Annotated in this window: 18 protein-coding genes; 13 read left to right on the top strand and 5 right to left on the bottom strand. The window is 47.3% G+C overall.

The features are described from left to right. Positions 1–409: 409 nt before the first annotated feature. The gene (locus tag E2R66_RS06480; RefSeq protein WP_133227673.1) at positions 410–1,414 is read right to left on the bottom strand and encodes an EamA family transporter; all 1,005 of its coding nucleotides are present in this window, start codon (positions 1,412–1,414) and stop codon (positions 410–412) included. Between the two features lie 336 nt (positions 1,415–1,750). Continuing rightward, a complete protein-coding gene (locus E2R66_RS06475) occupies positions 1,751–2,206 on the bottom strand; it encodes a DoxX family protein (RefSeq protein WP_133227675.1) in 456 nt (151 codons plus the stop codon). Between the two features lie 83 nt (positions 2,207–2,289). On the opposite strand from E2R66_RS06475, the gene pdxR reads away from it, so the two are divergent. The 3 genes from pdxR to E2R66_RS06460 all read left to right on the top strand — a co-directional run bounded on the left by pdxR (position 2,290) and on the right by E2R66_RS06460 (position 6,346). Next, positions 2,290–3,786: a MocR-like pyridoxine biosynthesis transcription factor PdxR gene (gene pdxR, locus E2R66_RS06470; RefSeq protein WP_133227677.1), complete on the top strand. Its 1,497-nt coding sequence runs from the start codon at positions 2,290–2,292 to the stop codon at positions 3,784–3,786. A gap of 233 nt (positions 3,787–4,019) precedes the next feature. Next, complete coding sequence (gene proB, locus E2R66_RS06465; protein ID WP_133227679.1) at positions 4,020–5,099, top strand: glutamate 5-kinase; 1,080 nt, start codon at positions 4,020–4,022, stop codon at positions 5,097–5,099. 2 nt (positions 5,100–5,101) lie between these two features. Then, positions 5,102–6,346, top strand: a complete 1,245-nt coding sequence (locus tag E2R66_RS06460; RefSeq protein ID WP_133227681.1) for a glutamate-5-semialdehyde dehydrogenase — start codon at positions 5,102–5,104, stop codon at positions 6,344–6,346. A 270-nt stretch (positions 6,347–6,616) separates the two neighbouring features. Here E2R66_RS06460 and E2R66_RS06455 read toward each other — a convergent pair whose 3' ends face one another. Beyond that, complete coding sequence (locus E2R66_RS06455; RefSeq protein WP_133227683.1) at positions 6,617–7,057, bottom strand: DUF5990 family protein; 441 nt, start codon at positions 7,055–7,057, stop codon at positions 6,617–6,619. Between the two features lie 161 nt (positions 7,058–7,218). On the opposite strand from E2R66_RS06455, the gene E2R66_RS06450 reads away from it, so the two are divergent. After that, positions 7,219–7,893, top strand: coding sequence for a TIGR02117 family protein (locus E2R66_RS06450; RefSeq protein WP_133227685.1), 675 nt, complete (start codon positions 7,219–7,221; stop codon positions 7,891–7,893). Positions 7,894–8,146: 253 nt separating this feature from the next. Here the strand turns inward: E2R66_RS06450 and E2R66_RS06445 are convergent, their stop codons facing one another. Further along, a complete protein-coding gene (locus tag E2R66_RS06445; protein WP_133227687.1) occupies positions 8,147–8,743 on the bottom strand; it encodes an FMN-dependent NADH-azoreductase in 597 nt (198 codons plus the stop codon). A gap of 15 nt (positions 8,744–8,758) precedes the next feature. Here E2R66_RS06445 and E2R66_RS06440 point away from each other — a divergent pair, with 15 nt between their 5' ends. The 4 genes from E2R66_RS06440 (at position 8,759) to E2R66_RS06425 (ending at position 13,521) form a co-directional block, all read left to right on the top strand. Further along, positions 8,759–9,229, top strand: a complete 471-nt coding sequence (locus E2R66_RS06440) for a winged helix-turn-helix transcriptional regulator (RefSeq protein WP_240049246.1) — start codon at positions 8,759–8,761, stop codon at positions 9,227–9,229. A 105-nt stretch (positions 9,230–9,334) separates the two neighbouring features. Further along, complete coding sequence (mnmA, locus tag E2R66_RS06435; RefSeq protein ID WP_133227689.1) at positions 9,335–10,423, top strand: tRNA 2-thiouridine(34) synthase MnmA; 1,089 nt, start codon at positions 9,335–9,337, stop codon at positions 10,421–10,423. Between the two features lie 190 nt (positions 10,424–10,613). Then, positions 10,614–13,022: a type I DNA topoisomerase gene (gene topA, locus E2R66_RS06430; RefSeq protein WP_133227691.1), complete on the top strand. Its 2,409-nt coding sequence runs from the start codon at positions 10,614–10,616 to the stop codon at positions 13,020–13,022. A 94-nt stretch (positions 13,023–13,116) separates the two neighbouring features. Next, positions 13,117–13,521 carry a hypothetical protein gene (locus E2R66_RS06425; protein ID WP_133227693.1) on the top strand — a complete coding sequence of 135 codons (405 nt, stop codon included), beginning with the start codon at positions 13,117–13,119 and terminating at the stop codon, positions 13,519–13,521. Here E2R66_RS06425 and E2R66_RS06420 read toward each other — a convergent pair. After that, a complete protein-coding gene (locus tag E2R66_RS06420; RefSeq protein WP_133227695.1) occupies positions 13,516–15,027 on the bottom strand; it encodes a gluconokinase in 1,512 nt (503 codons plus the stop codon). The genes E2R66_RS06425 and E2R66_RS06420 overlap by 6 nt on opposite strands. A gap of 279 nt (positions 15,028–15,306) precedes the next feature. On the opposite strand from E2R66_RS06420, the gene E2R66_RS06415 reads away from it, so the two are divergent. From E2R66_RS06415 to E2R66_RS28665, 5 genes are read left to right on the top strand one after another with little or no spacing between them, the layout of a single operon-like run. After that, on the top strand, positions 15,307–15,696 hold the full coding sequence (locus E2R66_RS06415) for a response regulator (RefSeq protein ID WP_133227697.1): 390 nt from the start codon (positions 15,307–15,309) through the stop codon (positions 15,694–15,696). Then, the gene (locus tag E2R66_RS06410) at positions 15,674–16,768 is read left to right on the top strand and encodes a sugar transferase (protein ID WP_133227699.1); all 1,095 of its coding nucleotides are present in this window, start codon (positions 15,674–15,676) and stop codon (positions 16,766–16,768) included. Before E2R66_RS06415 ends, E2R66_RS06410 begins: the two co-directional genes overlap by 23 nt. Before the next feature lie 5 nt (positions 16,769–16,773). Beyond that, complete coding sequence (locus E2R66_RS06405; protein ID WP_133227701.1) at positions 16,774–17,454, top strand: TolC family protein; 681 nt, start codon at positions 16,774–16,776, stop codon at positions 17,452–17,454. Positions 17,455–17,457: 3 nt separating this feature from the next. Further along, positions 17,458–19,605 (top strand): exopolysaccharide transport family protein, encoded by a 2,148-nt coding sequence (locus E2R66_RS06400; RefSeq protein ID WP_133227703.1) that lies wholly within the window; start codon positions 17,458–17,460, stop codon positions 19,603–19,605. 45 nt (positions 19,606–19,650) lie between these two features. Continuing rightward, the gene (locus E2R66_RS28665; RefSeq protein WP_192901948.1) at positions 19,651–19,794 is read left to right on the top strand and encodes a hypothetical protein; all 144 of its coding nucleotides are present in this window, start codon (positions 19,651–19,653) and stop codon (positions 19,792–19,794) included. Positions 19,795–19,857: the final 63 nt, after the last annotated feature.

The following is a 19,857-nucleotide window of genomic DNA, read 5'->3' as shown; positions in this document are numbered from 1 at the left end:
AAAGGAGATATTTTTTAAGGGGCTGTCATATCATATGAACATTAACAAAAGCCGATCAAAATAAAATTGGCGTTATGTTCTTTATACTGTTACGGCTATTTAAACACGGAGTTCACGAAGACAAACACAGAGTTACGGAGCTTTTTTACCTTTAATGCGGCAAAAAACGCTGTGACCTTTGCGTAAAACTCTGCGGACTCTGTGTTTTAAATAACCGCCAAATTTTGTATTGTTGCCTATGTATGTTTTTTACTTATGGTACAGTCTATTAAGGCCGCACAATGCATGCCTACTTTCTATATATAATAAAGACACATCGCATACCGCAACGTTTTGACTAAAAAACAAAAAGCCGGAAACCTTGCAGCCTCCAGCCCTTCGAACTATTAAACAAAACTGATCTAAAAAATTATGCGCAAAGTTTCCCGGGCAGTACCGGTTCTCCCTTAATGGGCAGGGGTTCATCTACTTTAACCACCTTCGGTTTGCCAAACGAATATTTACTCAGGTTCACCAACAGCACGCTCAATAAAATGATAACCAGCCCGATAATCTGCAACCAGCTGATGATTTCGCCTGCGAATAACACGCCCAGCAGCACCGCTATCACGGGGTTTACGTAAGAGTGCGTACTCACCTGCGTGGCCGGCCTCACCTGTAGCAACCAAACGTAGGCGCTAAACGCCGCTATCGACCCGAAGAAGATGAGGTACAGCACAGCCATCCAGGCCTGCAGCGGTACCGCACTAATATGAAAAGTAGCGTATTCGTTATCTATGAACCCAACAGGGATAAAGGCAATACCCGCAACCAGCATCTGCCAGCTGGTGTTTACCCGTGCCGGTGCCCCTGTAGCCGTCTTTTTAGAATACAACGAACCAACCGACCAGGCAATAGGGCCAACAATCAGCAGTAGTAAACCTACCAGGTGCTTTGTATCCAGTCCACCTGCTATCGATTTGGAGAAGGCTTCGCCAAACAGCAGCACTACGCCGCCGAAACCAATGATGAGCCCCCAAATGGTACTGCGGCTTTTAAGGTTCACCTTCCAGTTGGCCCTATCCAATACCACAAACCAGATGGGATTTGCAGATACCATGATGGCCACCATGGCGCTAGGAATAAATTTCTCCACCCATATCACAATGCCAGTAGCTACGAATAGTGTAAGCAAGCCGCTGATCCCCGATGCCTTGATGGTTGCTTTATCGAATATCCTGTCGCCTTTTAAGTAGCACCAGCTAAGCAGCAAAATGCCCGCTGCTATAAAGCGTATGGCACCCATTATCATGGGCGGTATGCCATGCAGGGCCATTTGTATAAAAAAGTAGGTAGAACCCCACACTACATACACCGCAGCAAATGCAATTACTACTAATAAGGTGGAGGGTTTACCGGTTACTTTGGTTTCCATTGTATGCGAATTTATATATGTATTGAATAATAGAAATCTTCCAGGTTTTACGTTTCCTGTCTTGGGGTTTAACCCGTCATAACCCTGATTTCACCACACGTTCCGATGGAACGTCAAAACTGCTCTTTATTTTTCTACCAACCATGCCTTCCTACGGAACGATTTTGCTTTACGCATCCCATCGGGATGTTTGGTTGGTAGAAATACCGCAAAACCGTCTTACGTTCCATCGGAACGGCTGGTGCACCTCACCACTAAGTATAAGTAACAAAAAACGCTTCGCTGTTGGCTTCATCTGATAATATCGATCAAATGACAGCCCCCGTAATAATTCAGTCACCCGAAGGAGTTCTTTTGCCGCCAGGCATCCAGGCTCCATACATAATTAGGTATAGTAGCCAGTAAAAAACTTGCTGCGCTAACCGTAAATACCGAGTAATTAAGCGGTGCATCTATACCAAAAGAAATAGCCATCGACAGCGCGAAGCTGAGGCTCAGCAAGCCGCTGACCAACGCAGCATACCGCGTAAACAGGCCGAAAATAAGCAGCAGGCCAATAACTATTTCGAGTGAGGTTGCTATTACGGCCAAAGGTGCTACAAATACTTCGGGTAAAAAACCCATTACTTGCTTACTATAGTCTATAAAATGTTGCCAGTCGCCCCAGCCAACATGCGGTTGGCCATGCGCGCCAATAATGCCCAGCCTATCGGCCGATGCCCAGAGGTAACTGGCGGCGATGGCTATCCTGAGGAAGACGGAAGGGGCTTTGAAATTTCCGGAGAGTTGCATGATGTGATTTGTTTTAATGGTATAAAATTACGTACTTGGTGGACTATACACATAGTCCAGAAATAACAATCACCATAGTCCAGATGGAATTATTAGAAAGCCTTGTTTGCGTTGATAAAAACCTGCCCGTGCCCGTGTACCTACAGGTGGCCAATGATGTAATATGCGCTATCCGCAAGGGTATTCTAAAACCGGGGGCGGCATTGCCCGGCAGCAGGGTGCTGGCACAATCGTTGAACTTACACCGCAAAACAGTGGTGTCTGCTTACGATGAGTTGTATGCCCAAAGCTGGGTTGATGTATTACCGCGTAAGGGCATCTTTGTAGCCAAAAACCTCCCCAACGTTTCGCCGAGGGCATTGGTTGCCACACCGCCTCGCACGGGCTTTTCGCAGGAAACTTTGTACGAGGTGGATGATACCCGCGTTATTTGCCAGGACATGTTTGTGGCACCGCCAGAGGGGAACCTGGTGTTCAACAATGGCTCGCCAGATACCCGGATAGCACCGCTGGAGCTGATGATACGGGAGTACCGCAGGCTGGCATCGCACAAGTTCAATACCAAATACCTGGCGTATGGGCCGGAACAAGGCTCCGAGAACCTGCGGACAGAACTGGCTAAGTTCTTTTCGGAAACGCGGGGATTGCATGTAAGTCCGGATAATATCATCATCACCAAAGGCGTGCAGATGGCCTTATATCTAATTGCGCAGGTTTTATTGAATAAAGGCGATACCGTTATCGTGGGCGACCCGGGTTACAGCATGGCCAATGAAGTGTTTACCCAGGCCGGTGCGGTGATTGCCCCGGTGCCGGTAGATGAATTCGGCATCAACCTGAATGCCGTGGAGGTCCTCTGCAAAAAGCAAACGATACGTATGCTGTTCGTGATACCGCACCATCACCAGCCCACCACAGTTACGCTATGCTCAGAAAGGCGCATGCGCCTGCTGGAACTGGCCAAAACCTACAAATTTGCTATTGTGGAAGATGATTATGACTACGATTTTCATTACTCCAGCAGCCCCATTTTGCCCCTGGCCAGTGCCGATGATTATGGCAGTGTGATCTATGTAGGTTCGTTCTGTAAAACCATCGCATCGGGCCTGCGCATTGGTTTTATGATAGCCCCGCAAAACCTCATTAAGCAGGCTACCCGCCTGCGCCGCCTGATAGACCGGCAGGGCGAACAGCTTTTGGAGGAGGCCATGGCCAACCTGCTGAAGAACGGCGATATAGGCCGCCACTTAAAAAAAGCCAACAAACTTTACCAGGAACGCCGCGACGTGCTGTGCCGCCTGTTGCAGGAAAAACTGGGCGGCCAGGTAGCTTTCACTATCCCCAACGGAGGCTTCGCCGTTTGGATGGAGTACAAAAACGGCGTTGACAGGTTGGTAGTAACTCAAAAAGCCGCCGAAATGGGCCTAACCATCGGTAGCGGCTGCGAGCACTACCACGACCCGCTGGTGCGCCACAACTTTGTTCGCCTTGGCTTTGCCTCCATGAATGTGGAAGAGCTTGAAGAAGCGGTAGATATTTTGGCAAGAGCAGTGAAGAAGGCGGAAGTGGTGAGTGGTTGATTGGGTGAGTGGTGAATGGTTGCGTGACTGGGATTGTAATATATTAGTGTCAATAATATCGAATGATGAATTTCGAATATCCAATATCGAAGTAAACTTCGGAGTTGTCCTTCACCATTCGATATTGGGCATTCGGTGTTCGATATTAATTCTCCCTATTGCCTTTTTTTAACATAATCCGCCGCTTTTCCCCTATAAATCCCTATTATTGACGACTAATTTAATCTACATTAATGTCATTCAATTACCGGCGGGTTATTATCAAGGTGGGGTCCAACGTTATTACCAGGGCCGATGGCTTCCCCGATACGGAGCGCATAGCCCATTTGGTAGACCAGATTGCCGCTATCAAAAAACAAGGAAAGCAGGTAATTTTGGTGTCGTCGGGTGCGGTAGCATCCGGTCGAAGCTTGATTACCGTAAGCGATAAGAACGATGCCGTGGCCACGCGCCAGTTGCTGGCCTCTATTGGGCAGGTTAAGCTCATCAATACGTATTCCCAGCTGTTCGATAAATTCGGTATCCTGTGCTCGCAGGTACTGGTAACCAAAGAGGATTTCCGCGACAGGCTGCACTACCTCAATATGCGCAACTGCCTCGAAATACTGCTGCAGCATGAGGTTATCCCCGTGGTGAACGAAAACGATGTGGTATCGGTTACCGAGCTGATGTTTACCGATAATGACGAACTGGCCGGTCTCATCGCTTCCATGCTGAATGCCGAGGCCCTTATCATTCTCAGCAATGTAGACGGCATTTACGATGGCGACCCCAAACTCCCCGGCTCGGCTGTGATACAGGAAGTTACCGGTGAGGGCGTAGATTTCTCGTCCTTCGTGAGTACTGGCCGCTCGCAATTTGGACGGGGCGGCATGATCACCAAATCGACCATGGCGCAAAAAACGGCGCAGCTGGGTATTGCGGTGCACATCGCCAACGGCACCAAAGATGATATCCTTACCGATGTGTTGGCTAATAAGGCCATCCATACGCACTTCGTACCCACTAAAAAAGCGTCGGGTAAAAAGAAATGGCTGGCCCACTCAGAAAACGCTGCCACCGGTGCGGTGCAGGTAAACGAGGGAGCCAAAACGGTGCTCATCTCCAGCAAAGCTTCCAGCCTGCTGCCGGTGGGTATTATTAAGGTACTGGCCGATTTTAAGAAAGGCGAAATCATCAAAATAGTCGACGAAGACCACAAACTGATTGGCCTTGGCCTGGCCGAGTACGGTGCCGAAAAGGCCCGCGAGTTCACCGGCAAGAAAAACCAGCGCGCGCTGGTACATTATGATTATCTTTATTTACAGGGATAGAAATGGGATACACAAAATACTTTGAAGATGCCGTAAAGGCGGGCCGCAACCTTGGCCTCGCCCCTGCCGCCATAGATGCAGTGCTGCTTGATGTGGCCGAAGCCGCCGTAGCGCAAACCGCTTATCTGTTACAGGAAAACCAGAAGGATCTGGACCGCATGGACCCGGCTGACCCAAAATACGACCGCCTGAAACTGACCGCCGCCCGCATACAGGATATTGCGAATGATATCAAAAGCATAGCCGGATTGGCTAGTCCGCTGGGTGCTGTGCTGTCTGACAAAATCATGCCGAATGGCCTGCACATCAGCAAGGTGCGCGTACCGCTCGGCGTGGTAGGCGTGATATACGAGGCAAGGCCAAACGTAACATTCGATGTATTTGCGCTATGCTTTAAAACGGGCAACATCAGCATATTAAAGGGCGGCAGCGATGCCGATTACTCTAACCGCGCCATCATCAGTATTATCCACGGCGTATTGTCTAAGCATAACATTGACGTGAATGCAGCTACCCTACTCCCTGTGGAACGCGAAGCTACCGAAGCCCTGCTCAATGCTGTAGGGCATGTTGATGTGCTGATACCGAGGGGGAGCCAGTCGCTCATTAATTATGTGCGCAACAGTGCCAAGGTACCGGTGATTGAAACCGGCGCGGGCATTGTACATACCTATTTGGACGAGACCGGCGATTTAGAAAAAGCTACCGCCATAGTAGATAACGCCAAAACCCGCCGCGTAAGCGTCTGCAACGCGCTGGATTGTTTGATAATTCATGAAAGCCGCCTTGGAGACCTACTTTGGTTAGTTGAACCGTTACACGACAAAGGTGTTATATTATATGCGGATAAACCCTCATGGTGGATGTTGGTAGGATTGTGGCCGCCCGAGCAATTGCATGAGGCCCAGCCCGAACACTTTGGCACGGAGTTTTTATCCATGAAAATGGCTATTAAAACCGTGAGCAGTTTGGATGAAGCACTGGAACATATCGCTATCAACAGTTCCAAACATAGCGAAGCTATCGTATCCGAAGATGCAGATCATATCGAAACCTTCCTGAACAGGGTGGATGCCGCTGCTGTTTATGTAAACGCCTCCACCGCTTTTACCGATGGTGCGCAATTCGGCCTCGGCGCCGAAATAGGCATCAGCACGCAGAAGCTGCATGCCCGCGGGCCAATGGGTTTGGAAGAGCTGACTAGCTATAAGTGGGTGGTAAGAGGTGATGGGCAGGTGAGGAAATAGCCAATCGGCGGTCGGTTAAAACAGACGGCAATGAAGGTGGATTTTTTTCAACTCTGCACCTTCATTGCCGTTTCATTTAAGAGACGGAAGAGGAAATAGCCAATCGGCGGTCGGTTAAAACCGACGGCAATGAAGGTGGATTTTTTTCAACTCTGCACCTTCATTGCCGTTTCATTTATGAGACGGAAGAGGAAATAGCCAATCGGCGGTCGGTTAAAACCGACGACAATGAAGGCGGATTTTTTTCAACTCTGCACCTTCATTGCCGTCTCATTTATGAGACTGAGAGGTTTGCCAACCGTTAAACGGCTTCACCGTAGCACAATTCGGCATGCCGTTTTTCCCGGTGCCGGGTACGGTCGTTGAAAGTTCTTTTCCGCTTTCCGCTTGCTCCCAGGTAATCCCTGTCAACGGTATTTTAAGCCTGCCGCTCCAGCCGCCCCCACCAGCGTAGGAGCCGATGTCGAGGTAGATAAACCTGCCGCCAACGGGGCCTTGTACGAATGGGCCGCGAAAATCGGGCGCGGCAAGGGTTTGCGGTGTGCCTTTGATTTCTACAGAAAAGCTAAATTGAAGATCCCCTCCTTGCGATGGCTGCACCTGCACGGGTTCGTAATTTGAGCCGGAGCCTTTTTGCAGCGAATAAACGGTTTTTAGCGGTGGCTTATCGAGCGTGATGTGCAAGTCGATGGTATTAGGGTTTGTGGCCATATAGGAGCAGAGTAATTTGGCGATAAAGGCGAATGTTTTAAACTTTCGAATAAAGGTATAAAATTAACGTATGTAATTATTATCGCCCCAAGTTTTCACCTGAAAGGGTTACCTTTCCTTATTACCCTTATTAATACAAACCAAACCTGAATTAAACCCACATGAGAAAATTCATTAAAATATCTCTCCGCGTAGTTCTTGGCTTCGTAGCGTTTGTTGCGTTGTACCTGTTTGCCGCATGGAGCTTATCTAAAATCGCTATTTCGGCAGAACCCGTTACCACGCAGGACGTTACCATCTATATACTCACCAACGGCGTGCATACCGATATCGTTGTGCCCGTTAAGAATGAACAAGTGGATTGGAGCAAGGAGCTTAAATTCGAGAACACAGTAGGCAAAGATACCGTGGCCAGCTATGTAGGCATGGGCTGGGGCGATAAAGGCTTTTACCTCAACACCCCCACCTGGGCCGATTTAAAATTCAGTACGGCGTTCAAAGCAGCGTTTGCGTTGAGCACTTCGGCCATGCACGTTACCTATCATAAAGAGCTGATAGAAAGCGCCACCTGCAAAAAAATCATCATCAGTAAGGCGCAATACGCCCGGTTGATTACTTACGTTACCGAAAGTTTCAAGACGGATAGCGCAGGGCATTTCATCAACATCAAAACCAACGCCAATTACGGTAAGGACGATGCCTTTTACGAGGCCCATCGCAAGTACAACCTCTTTTTCACCTGCAATACCTGGGCAAATAATACCCTCAAAAGCTGCGGCCAAAAAGCCTGTTTATGGACACCGGCGGATACCCCCATATTTGATAAGTATAGGTAGGGAATTAACCAAAGCGATGAGTTTGAAATACGAGTATTAAAGACGGTATCTTGTTCCCCTCTCGAGAGGCGGTGCGCTGGTACTGCGCGATGGCAGGGGTGTGTTTTCCACAAAGCATATGGCAAAACACACCCCTCCCCCCCTCTCAAGAGGGGAATCGCACATTCCCGCGCTTTTTTTTTAGCTTTCTTTGCGCTAAACCATCACTATTAGTTTTTCGATAAGTTGGCCGATGACGGGCAAGCAATCATACTTACACTACAATACCATCAATCGCGTTTTCCAGTGCGTGTTCGCCCACGCCGGGTACTTTTAAGCCCTCGGCGCGGTAAACGGTAATATCGGTCATACCCAGGAAACCCAGCACGCCACGTAGGTAGGGTTCTATAAAATCGTAGGGCTTCATCGGGCCATGAGAATAGATGCCGCCGGAGGATATCGAAACATATACCTTTTTACCTTTCACCAGCCCTTCCGGGCCATTTGCCGAATAGCTAAAGGTTTTGTTGGCGCGACAGATATGGTCTATCCAGGCCTTCAGGGTAGATGGTATCTGGAAGTTGTAAACCGGCGCATCTATCACAATAGCTTCGGCATCCATCAATTCGGCAATGGCTTCATCAGAATGTTTAATGGCTTCCGCCAGTTCGGGCGAGTGCTGTTCTGCCGGGGTAAAGAACGAGGTAACGTGCACCTCTTCCAGGTGCGGGAAGGGGTTGAGTGCAAGGTCTTTTGTAACAAGAGTGCTGCCGGGGTTTGCTACTTGAAGTTTTTCTACGATAGCGTTCCCTAATTTCAGACTGATAGATTCTGCGCCGCGTGGGCTGCTGATCAAATGTAATATTTTCATGTGCTTTTGTTTTAAATGTTTGGCAAACCTAGGTACATTAGCTATGAAAAAGATACTACTATCCCAAAGGATAGCGGTATCCTTTGGGATAGTTCGCACCTTTGCCATATGGAACAGACCAAAAAAAACGGCACAGCAGCCTGCAAATCGGCCATGGGTTCGGTTAAGGATGCCTTGTATGTGTTGAACGGTAAATGGAAGCTGCCGCTCATCGTTGCCCTGCGCGAAGGTCCGCGCCGCTTCAACGAAATACAAAAAGAGCTAGGCGAAATTACCCCCAAGGTACTCTCCAAAGAACTGCGCGAAATGGAACTGAACGAGTTCGTTGTGCGCAAGGTATTCAACACTGTACCCGTAACCGTAATTTACGAATTGACACCCTACAGCGATTCGGTAGGCCCTATCATCGAAGCATTGAAAGCATGGGGCGAGCAGCACCGCGAGCGGATAGTAAAGCACAGGAAAGAAGAGCAGGTGACAGTTTAGGCGGTGGCAACCACTCACCACCCTCTATTCACTACTCACTAAGCAAACCATTTTACCCTCCCCTGACCCTTAATATACCCCTAAAGCCTTATCTTTGCGCCCAATATGAGTAAGCACGGAAGAATATTAGTGGCCATGAGCGGCGGAGTTGATAGTTCGGTAGCGGCAGTAATGCTGCACGAGCAGGGCTACGAGGTGATAGGTCTTACCATGAAAACATGGGATTATGCCTCTTCCGGCGGCAGCTCTAAAGAAACCGGCTGCTGTAGCCTGGATAGCATCAACGATGCCCGCGCTTTAGCCGTAGGTTATGGTTTCCCCCATTATATATTGGATATCCGCAACGAATTCGGCGATTTTGTGATCGATAACTTTGTTGACGAATACCTGGCCGGCCGCACTCCTAACCCATGCGTGCTCTGCAACACCCATATCAAATGGGAGGCATTATTGAAACGTGCCGATAAGCTGGATTGCGAATTCATTGCCACCGGGCACTACGCCAATATCCGCCAGCAGGACAGCGGTCGCTACGTAATATCTAAAGGCAAGGACGAAAACAAGGATCAATCATACGTACTTTGGGGCGTTTCGCAAAAGAACCTGGCACGTACACAGTTCCCGTTAGGCAGTTTCTCCAAGCCCGAAATACGCCAGATGGCCGTAGATATGGGCCAGTTGGAACTGGCCGGCAAAAGCGAAAGCTATGAGATATGCTTCGTGCCCGATAACGATTACCGCGCTTTCTTACGCCATAAGGTGGAAGATCTGGACGAGCGTGTAGGTCCCGGCAATTTCGTGTTGACTGATGGCAGCATCGTTGGAAAACACCAGGGTTATCCTTTCTATACCATCGGCCAGCGTAAAGGCCTGGGTATTGCTTTGGGCAAACCTATGTTCGTAACCAAAATAGACCCGGTTACCAATACCGTGGTTTTGGGCACCATAGAAGAACTGGAAAAGAAAGAAGCCTGGGTACGTAACCTTAACCTGGTGAAATACGAAAGTATCCCCGAGCCTTTGGAAGCTGTTACCAAAATACGCTATAAAGATGCCGGTACAGAAAGCAAGATCGTACAAATAGGCGACCACATGAAGGTATCGTTCGACCATATGGTATCGGGCATCGCGCCAGGCCAGTCGGCGGTTTTCTACGAAGGGAATGATTTGTTGGGTGGTGGATTTTTGTTATAAAAAGTTAGAAGCGTTGAAGAGGTTAAAAAGGTTCAAAAAGTTGCGTAATACCACGCCACATTTCCACCTGTTTTCAAACTTTTTCGACACTTCCAATCTCTCTAACCCTTCTAACATTTCCAACCTTAACTAAAAACAATTTGCGTTTCTACCGCATTTTATGTTTTCTTTGCAAAAACATCCCTGTTAAATGGCTAAAAATTTACTCATAGTTGAATCTCCGGCGAAAGCCAAAACCATCGAAGGATACCTCGGGAAAGACTTTACCGTAAAATCGAGCTATGGCCACATTCGCGACCTGGTGAAGTCTGAAGATGCCATCGATATCAAGAACAACTTCGAGCAAAGATACGAAGTACCTGCCGATAAGAAGCAGGTAGTAAGCGAGTTAAAGAAATTAGCCAAGGAAGCCGACATGGTGTGGCTAGCGTCCGATGAGGACCGCGAGGGAGAAGCTATTTCCTGGCACTTGTTCGATACCCTGAATCTTAAGGATGCCACCACCAAACGCATTGTTTTCCACGAGATAACCAAGCCAGCCATTTTACGCGCCATAGATAACCCGCGCAAAATCGACTACAATTTGGTGAATGCCCAGCAGGCCCGCCGCGTTTTAGACCGATTAGTGGGTTTCGAGCTATCGCCCGTTTTATGGAAAAAAGTAAAACCATCGCTGTCTGCCGGTCGTGTACAATCTGTTGCCGTGCGCCTCATTGTAGACCGCGAACGCGAGGTAAATAAATTTAAATCAGAAGCAGCTTTTAAGATAGTAGCCATATTCGGCAAGGGCAAAAATGCCTTTAAAGCAGAACTGGCGGAGCGCTTTACCCAACAAGGTGATGCCGAAACGTTTTTGCAGGATTGCGCAAAGGCTGTCTTTGATATCAAATCGCTGGATACCAGGCCAACCAAGCGTTCGCCTGCCGCGCCTTTTACTACCTCTACCCTACAGCAGGAAGCCAGTCGCAAGTTGGGCTATTCAGTAGCACGCACCATGCAGGTAGCACAGCGCTTGTACGAAGCAGGGCATATCACTTATATGCGTACCGATTCGGTAAACCTGTCTGACACCGCAATCGCGGCAGCAGCCAGCGAGATCGTATCGGCCTGGGGCGATAAATACCACCAGAGCCGCAAGTACAAAACCAAAAATGCCAGCGCGCAGGAGGCTCACGAAGCCATCCGCCCTACCTACTTTAACAACCATACCATCAATGGCGAATCGGGTGAGAAACGCCTTTACGAATTGATATGGAAACGCGCTATCGCATCGCAGATGAGCGAAGCGCAGTTTGAAAAAACTGTTGCCAAAATAGGCATCTCCACCCGTAAAGAAGACCTCACAGCCAATGGCGAGGTGATGAAATTCGACGGCTTTTTGAAGGTTTACCTGGAGAGCAACGACGATGAAGAAGATAACCAAACCGCCGATGGCGAAAATGCTATACTGCCCCCATTAACCAAAGGCCAACTATTGGATTTGCAGGAAATGACGGCTACCGAACGTTTCAGTCGCCCGCCTGCGCGCTATACTGAGGCAAGTTTGGTGAAGAAGCTGGAAGAGCTTGGCATTGGCCGTCCATCTACCTACGCCCCTACTATCTCTACCATACAAAACCGCGGTTACGTGGTAAAGGAAGAGCGCGAGGGCCGCGTACGCAACTTCAGGGTGCTTACGCTGAAGAACGAAAACATTACCAAAGAAGAGAAAAGCGAGAACACCGGTGCCGAGCGCGGCAAGCTGTTCCCTACCGATATAGGTGCAGTGGTGAACGATTTTTTGGTGCAGCATTTCCAGGGCATCGTAGATTTTAACTTTACGGCCAGCGTAGAGAAACAGTTTGACGAGATTGCGCAGGGCCTGCAGGACTGGACCAAAATGATCCGCACGTTTTACGACCCTTTTCATAAAGACGTACAAAGTACTATAGAAACTGCCGACAAAGCCACCGGCGAGCGCGAATTGGGCGTACACCCCGAGAGCGGCAAAAAAATGTCGGTACGTATAGGCCGCTACGGTCCGTTTGTACAGGTGGGCGAAAGCGCTACCGAAGAAAACGAAGAGAAACCGCTGTACGCAAGCTTGCGTACGGGGCAAAGTATCGAAACCATATCGCTGGAGGAAGCACTCGAATTATTCAAGTTACCTAAGGTAGTTGGCGAATTTGAAGGCAAACCCATGAAGGTAGCTATAGGCCGTTTCGGGCCATACATCAGCCACAACAGCGCGTTCGTATCGTTGCCGAAAGAGATAGACCCGCTGGATGTTACCGAAGAACAGGCCATTGAACTGATTGAGGCCAAGCGAAAAAAAGATGCCGAACGTCTGATCAAATCCTTCCCCGAAGATGAAACTGTAAAAGTATTAAACGGTCGCTGGGGCCCCTATATTGAATTTGGCAAGCTGAACGTTAAGATACCCAAAGACATTACAGATCCGCTTACGCTTACTTTCGAACAGTGTAAAGCCCTGGCCGATGCGATGCCTAAAGATGCCAAAAAAGGGCGTTTCGGCAAGGCCAGAGCGGCACCAGCGGCAAAAGCAGCGCCTGCTAAAAAGAAAGCCCCGGCTAAGAAAGCGGTAGCGAAGAAAAAATAATAGTTAGTTGTGAGGGTTAAAAGAGTTATAAAGGTTAAAGAAGTTTGTGCCTTTTTAACTTTTTTAACCCTTATAACATTTCTAACTTTAACAAATGATTAAAGACCTCCCCCAAAACGTAGTCAAAGATATTGGCATTGCCGTGGCCCTCGAGAGCGAAACGCCCGAGAGCAAAATATGGTACGTTTACCTCATCAATAAGAAAGACGTACCGTTGGAGACCGTGCTGATTACCTCTAAAGGCTACGGCGAAAAAAATGGCGAGCAGGTGAAAACTTCTATTTTGCGCCATGCATTCCCATTGATACCTGCGCAGTCGTTTAAACTGATTGAACCGATAGACGAGGCAACCTTTGGCCTCAGTAACGAGTACTGGCTCAGCTTTTATATCGGCACGGATATTTTCGATAAGAAATTTATCTTCCTGCCGGAGAGCATTGTAGATGGTAACTTCATCAAGCTGCCGTTGGTAAATAAGCCCGGGGTGATGATCTTATAAATTAAGATCGCGCATCAGCCGCATGCTATCCTTTAAATCGCTGTAAAGTTTTTTATAGATGGGGAATATCCGCCCATAGGTATGATGCCTTTGTACATTGGGCTCAACCGTGGCGCTGTTGGCGGTTTCGGTATCCAATATAGCCTGTACATCCAACCCCAGTGCCTGCATAGCCAGGTAAATGGCGCCCATAGCAGATGAGTCGCCGCCTTGCAGCAATACCAATTTCTTGCCCGTAATATCGGCCAATATCTGCACCCATACCGGCGAATTGATAAAGCCGCCGCTCACTACTATTTCTTTCACCGGCTCAGCGGACGATGCTTCAACAGCGTTCAAAACATCGTAAAGGGCAAAGCAGATACCCTCCAATGCGGCGCGCATAAAGTGTTGCTGCTGATGCTTAATATTGATACCCAAAAACGCGGCTGAGCTTTTGGCATCCCAAACCGGGGCGCGTTCGGCGTACAAGTAAGGTAAAAAGATGAGTCCATCGCTCCCGGCATTTACAGCATCTATCTTATCGAATAACATCGCATAATTCTGGTCGGTAATGCTTAATTTTAAAAAACTTTTAATAAGCCAGTCGACAGCCGCACCGCCGTTGTTCACCGCTCCGCCGCAGATAAATGTTTCGGCGTTGAGCAGGTAATTGAACGTCATGGCTTGATAATTATACACGGGTTGGGTACTCCCTACCCTAACCGCACCGCTGGTACCTATGGTAAGCGCCGCTACACCGGGGCGCACGGCATTGCCGCCCAAATTGGCGCAACAGCCATCGCTGGAACCAATAACAAAGGCGGTTTGTGCATCTACACCCAGCGCCAAACCCTGCGCGGTGGCTGTAAAACGCATATGCCCGGTGCTTACGGGCTGCGACAAGCGGTCGCGCTCTATCCCTGCAAGGCTTAGCGAGGCATCATACCAGTCTAAATGTATTATATCCAGCAAGCCTGTAGCCGAAGCGATGGAATAATCTACCTCAAAAACACCGAAAAGCCGGTACCATATATATTCTTTAATAGAGATAAACTTATGCGCCGCTGCAAATAGAGCAGGCTGGTTTTGGCACAGCCATATCAATTTGCTCAGTGGCGACATAGCGTAGATTGCAGTACCCGTATTGCGGTAAATTATCCCACCATCGACACTATCCCTAATCGCCCTGGCAATATCGCCACTGCGTGTATCTGCCCAAAGCATGGCTTTGGCTAAGGGGTGCCCGTTGCCGTCAACCGGCATAATGCTGTGCATGGCCGCGCTGAAGCTTACCGCCGCTGGCGCTGTACCCATCTGGCCGGTTATATTATTGATACATAGCAGAAATGCATCCCATACCTGTATGGCATCCTGCTCGCTTACGCCCGGCTCGGGGCTATAAGCGGTGTAATGCTGCTGCGCTGTGCAAAGGGTTTTGCCAGCCTCATCCACCGCCACAGCTTTGGTACTTCCTGTACCCAAATCAATTCCGATGAAGTATTTTTGCGTAGGTTGCAAATGCATAATAGCCTAAAATAAATACTGGCTAAGTTATTGCATTAAGTATTCCACATCGGCATTATTTGTCAACATTTTGAGAATTAACGGTAAAGCACGGGCACACTTCCAAATTAATTACTCTACTTTTAAAAAAAATACCCTGTAGGGTAATTAGTGTATCGGCCAGTTTTACAAATATTTGAGAATGAATTTAATTACCTGAAATTCGTTTTTAAGATATTTTTTTTGCCGTTTTTTGATTTAAAAGCACCATATTTATAGCAGAAACACCACACTATCGGCATGAAGAAAACACTATTAATTGTTGATGACGATTTGAGTATATTAAAGCTGCTCAACTTCATATTAAGCAAAGATTACGAAATAGTTGTTAAAAACAATGGTATAGAGGCTTTTAGCTGGCTTGAAGACGGCAACCTACCTAAACTGATCATATCTGACTTGCAGATGCCGTACTTCGACGGCCAATCCTTCATCAAAAACGTAAAGATAAGCGGCTTTTACCGCAATATACCGGTTATCATGCTATCGGCAGCGCACGACCTGGAAGAGCAGGTGGCTAATATGCCCTTTAAAGTAGAAGCCTATATCCACAAGCCTTTCAATCCAACAACCTTAAAAACAGCCATTAACCAAGCCCTACAAGTTTATGACGCGTCAGACAGCAACTGATTGGAACGAAAATTCGGGTTCGCAAATCAGGATAGCCTATGCAGGGCTTGAACTGAAGGACCTCATCGCTAAAGACCTTGGCGATAGTTTCCGCATTGTATTCAACGATACACTGAAAGACCTGGATGATTACCTGGGCGATCAGTCTATCCTCACCATACCCGAAATTATTTTGGTAGAGGTAGATAAGGATGAGAAATGCTTTGAACTGGTAGAAAAACTGCGGGATAACTTTCTAATGAACGGTCTTATCATCGTAATGCTATCTACCCGTACCGATAAAAAATTGGTACAGCGGGCTATGAAGCTTAAGCTGCATGATTTTTACACCTACCCCTTCTCCACATCTGATTTGCGCGAACGCCTCAACTTTTTAGTGAGGTTCAAACTGATAAAACCAAGGCTGCTCGAGCTATCCAAGGAAGTGGATACCACGTATAAAATGCCACCGGGCAAACGTTTTTTGGATTTGTTTATCTCCATCTCCATGCTTATCGGTCTCTCGCCGGTCATGCTTATTGTGGCCATTGCTATTAAGTTCGATTCTAAAGGCCCCATATTTTACAAAAGCAAACGTGTTGGCACCGGTTATAAAATATTCGATTTTTATAAATTCCGCTCGATGCGTACTGATGCAGACCAACTATTGGCGCAAATGGCGGTTACCAACAACCAGTACGCTGCCGAAGAAACGGGCACTACTAAATCGGCCTTCGTAAAAATAAAGAATGACCCACGCGTTACCAAACTGGGCAATTTCCTACGTAACAGTAGTTTAGATGAATTGCCACAGTTGTTCAACATACTAAGGGGCGACATGTCGGTAGTAGGTAACAGACCTTTACCTGTTTATGAAGCCGAAATGCTCACCTCCAACGAGTGGTCGATGCGCTTTTTGGGCCCGGCGGGCTTAACGGGCCTTTGGCAGATAAGCAAACGCGGCAAGGAAGATATGAGCGAACGCGAACGAAAGAAACTGGATAATTTTTATGCGCAGAAGTACTCGTTTTGGCTGGATGTTAAAATCATCCTGGGTACAGTGCCTGCTATGTTTCAAAAAGAGAAAGTTTAATTCATATGTCTGTCAGATTCAAACTATATGGCCTTTTATTGCTGGCCTTATTAACTACGCAGGGCTTGCGTGCGCAGGAATCATTAATACCCGATATCTCCTACCCGTACTTAGAAAAACTAATTGCTACAGCAAAAAAGAACTACCCCGAAATAAAATTACGCCAGGCGCAGGTAAACCTGGCCAGGGCCGCTTATCATCAGGCCAATGTTTCGTGGTTGGATGCATTTACGGCATCTTACATATACAGCCCAAAAAGTTCGCTCAATTTAATACAGCCAACAATTTTTAATGGCTACCAGCTAAGCGTATCGATAAATATTGGTCAGTTTCTGGCTAAACCGTTTGCATCGCGCGGGGCAAAAGAGGCAGTGAGGGTAGCTGAGTTTCAGCAGCAGGAGTATAACTTAACATTGGAGGCCACTGTAAAACGCCTGTACTTCCAATACCTTGCAGCCCAGGCCGACTTGCGTTTGCGATCTGGCGCTATTGTAGATGGCCAGGCTGCGGTAAAGCAATTGAAGTACTCCTTTCAAAAAGGTGAAACAACATTCCAGGTATATAACGAGGCACTTACAAGCCTTTACCAACAGGGGGGATTTAAAGTGACAGCAGAGTTGTCAATGTTAACCGCAAAAACCAACCTTGAGGAGGTTTTGGGCGTTAAATTAGAAGAGGTTAAATAAAAAATGGAGTTTGCTAATTTTCTGAAAGTTTTATGGAAACATAAAAACCTGCTGATAATTGTTCCGCTTGTTGCTATTATTATCTCCTATTTCCTGGTAAAAAATCTGGCTGATAAATACGTATCTACTTCACAGATAGCTACCGGTATTATAGACGAATCGCGCCATTTGCTGGATAAGGAAACCAATAGCGCGGCGCAGGCACAGCAGATAAACCAAAGCTTCAGCAACCTTATCGAGATAATGAAGCTAAAGAAGCTCGTTAACCAGGTGTCGTACCAACTCATCCTGCACGATCTTACCAGCCCTACCCCATTCAAACCTTACAGCAAGCTGTTCCTCAGCATGAACGCCGGGGCTAAAAAACATGCGATAGAATTGTTTTCGGGCAAATTCAAGCGCATGGAGGCCATGGACTTTTACAATAAGGACGAGAACGGGCTTAACGATTTGTTGCGAACGATGAAGTACGATGAACGCAGTTTGCGCGAAGACATACAAATTAACCGCGATGAGGATAGCGACTTTATTACCGTTGGTTATGAATCGCCAAACCCGCAGCTTTCTGCCTTTGTGGTAAACGTGCTCTGCCGCGAATTTATTAGCTACTATACCCACACCATCAAGCAAAACGAAACAGACGCGGTTACCTTTCTGGCAAAATTGCTTATAGAGAAACGCGATGCGCTGAACAAAAAAACAGCCCAGCTGCAGGATTATAAGATCAGGAACGGGGTACTGAACCTGGAAGAGCAATCAAAAGCTATTTACGACCAGATAGTTGCCTACGGCGACCGCAAACAGCAGGCTCAAAAGGATGTAGCAAGCTACAACGGTGCCTTAGCGAATATTGATAACAAATTTGACCCTAAGGATCGCGGCTACATAGAAGCTACACTTAATAAATACAACACCGCTGCTGTGGGCACGCAGGATCAATTGCATCAACTTACAGATTTGTACGTGCGCAGTAATTTTGCGCCGCAATACAAAGTACAGATAGATTCGCTAACCAGGCAGCTTACACAACAGTTAAACCTTACTTCGGATAAGTATCTTACGAATCCATTAACAGGTAAGGATGCGCTTGTTGCACAAAAACTCTCGTTAGAAGTAACGCGCGATCTGGCCAAATACAGCATATTAGCCATAGACAAATCGCTTAACGATCTTAATGCACGTTTCAACCGCCTGGTACCGTTTGATGCTACCGTAAAAACATACAATTTCGAGCTTGATATTGCCAGCAAAGAATACCTGGAAGTACTAACCAAGTACAACGAGACCAACTTAAAATCAACCTTCTCTATAAAACTAAGGCAGGTAGATTACGCCACGCCCGATGCCGCCGAGCCATCAAAAAAAATGCTGTTGATTATTATAAGCGGTGTTGGGATGTTTGTAGTTTGCGTGGTGTTTTTATTCGTGCTGTACTTTTTGGATGAAACCATCAAACAACCTGCCGAACTGGTTATTCGCACCCACCTGCCGTCGCTTGGGTACCTCAATACTGTTACCGGCGGCACGCTGGATCTGAGGAAGCTTTGGGACGTAGAGCACCGCGAAAAGATGAAGCTCTTTAAAGAGCTTATCAGGTCGTTAAGGTTTGAGATAGACCAGGAATTGAAAGGGGAAAAAGTACTGGCTATAACCAGTCTGGACAACCACGAGGGCAAAACGGTGCTGGCCATTGCCTTATCTTACTCCTACGCCATGATCAACAAAAAAGTGTTGTTGATAGATGGTAACTTTACCAACCCAACTATTACCGCTACGGCACAGCCCCGTTTATACATCGAAGATTATTTTAAAAATAATCCCGATAATTATGAGGGATTCTCTGGTGCTACTACAGTATTGGGCAACCATGGCGGAGATGTAACCCTGTTGGAGGTGAGCGACGAGAATTTCATCCGCAGCCGTTTCAACGAGTTGAAAACCAAGTATGATATCATCATCATAGAAACGCCGGCGTTAACCAATATGAATAAATCAAAAGAGTGGATGTTGTTTGCCAACAAGGTAATAGGGGTTTTTGAAGCTAACAAAGGCATCAAAAAAACACAAAAAGCCAATTTGGAATTTTTGCGTGCCATGAACGGAAAGTTTGCGGGCTGGGTATTGAACAAGGCCAGTATCCCCGAAGACTAGCGGCGGTGCTACACTTTAGTTTTTTACAAACTCTATTTCCCTGATATGAAAATAACGCCAAATAACAGAACAAAGGCCGACCCATATGCAGGCCTTACCCCACTCGAAAACAAAACGCGCAAAGTTGCGATAGCTTTTGTATTTGCCGGGGTTTTTGTGTGGGCCGTTAAAATATTGATCCTGGCATAAAACAGGGCCCTGCGTATGTTTGATAAACAATTGAGAAATACTGGCTTGAAAGCCTACCTACGC

This window comes from Mucilaginibacter psychrotolerans (assembly GCF_004519315.1).
Lineage (GTDB): Bacteria > Bacteroidota > Bacteroidia > Sphingobacteriales > Sphingobacteriaceae > Mucilaginibacter > Mucilaginibacter psychrotolerans.
Note: the sequence above shows the minus strand (reverse complement) of the source record. Positions and strands in the feature narration are given on the sequence as shown.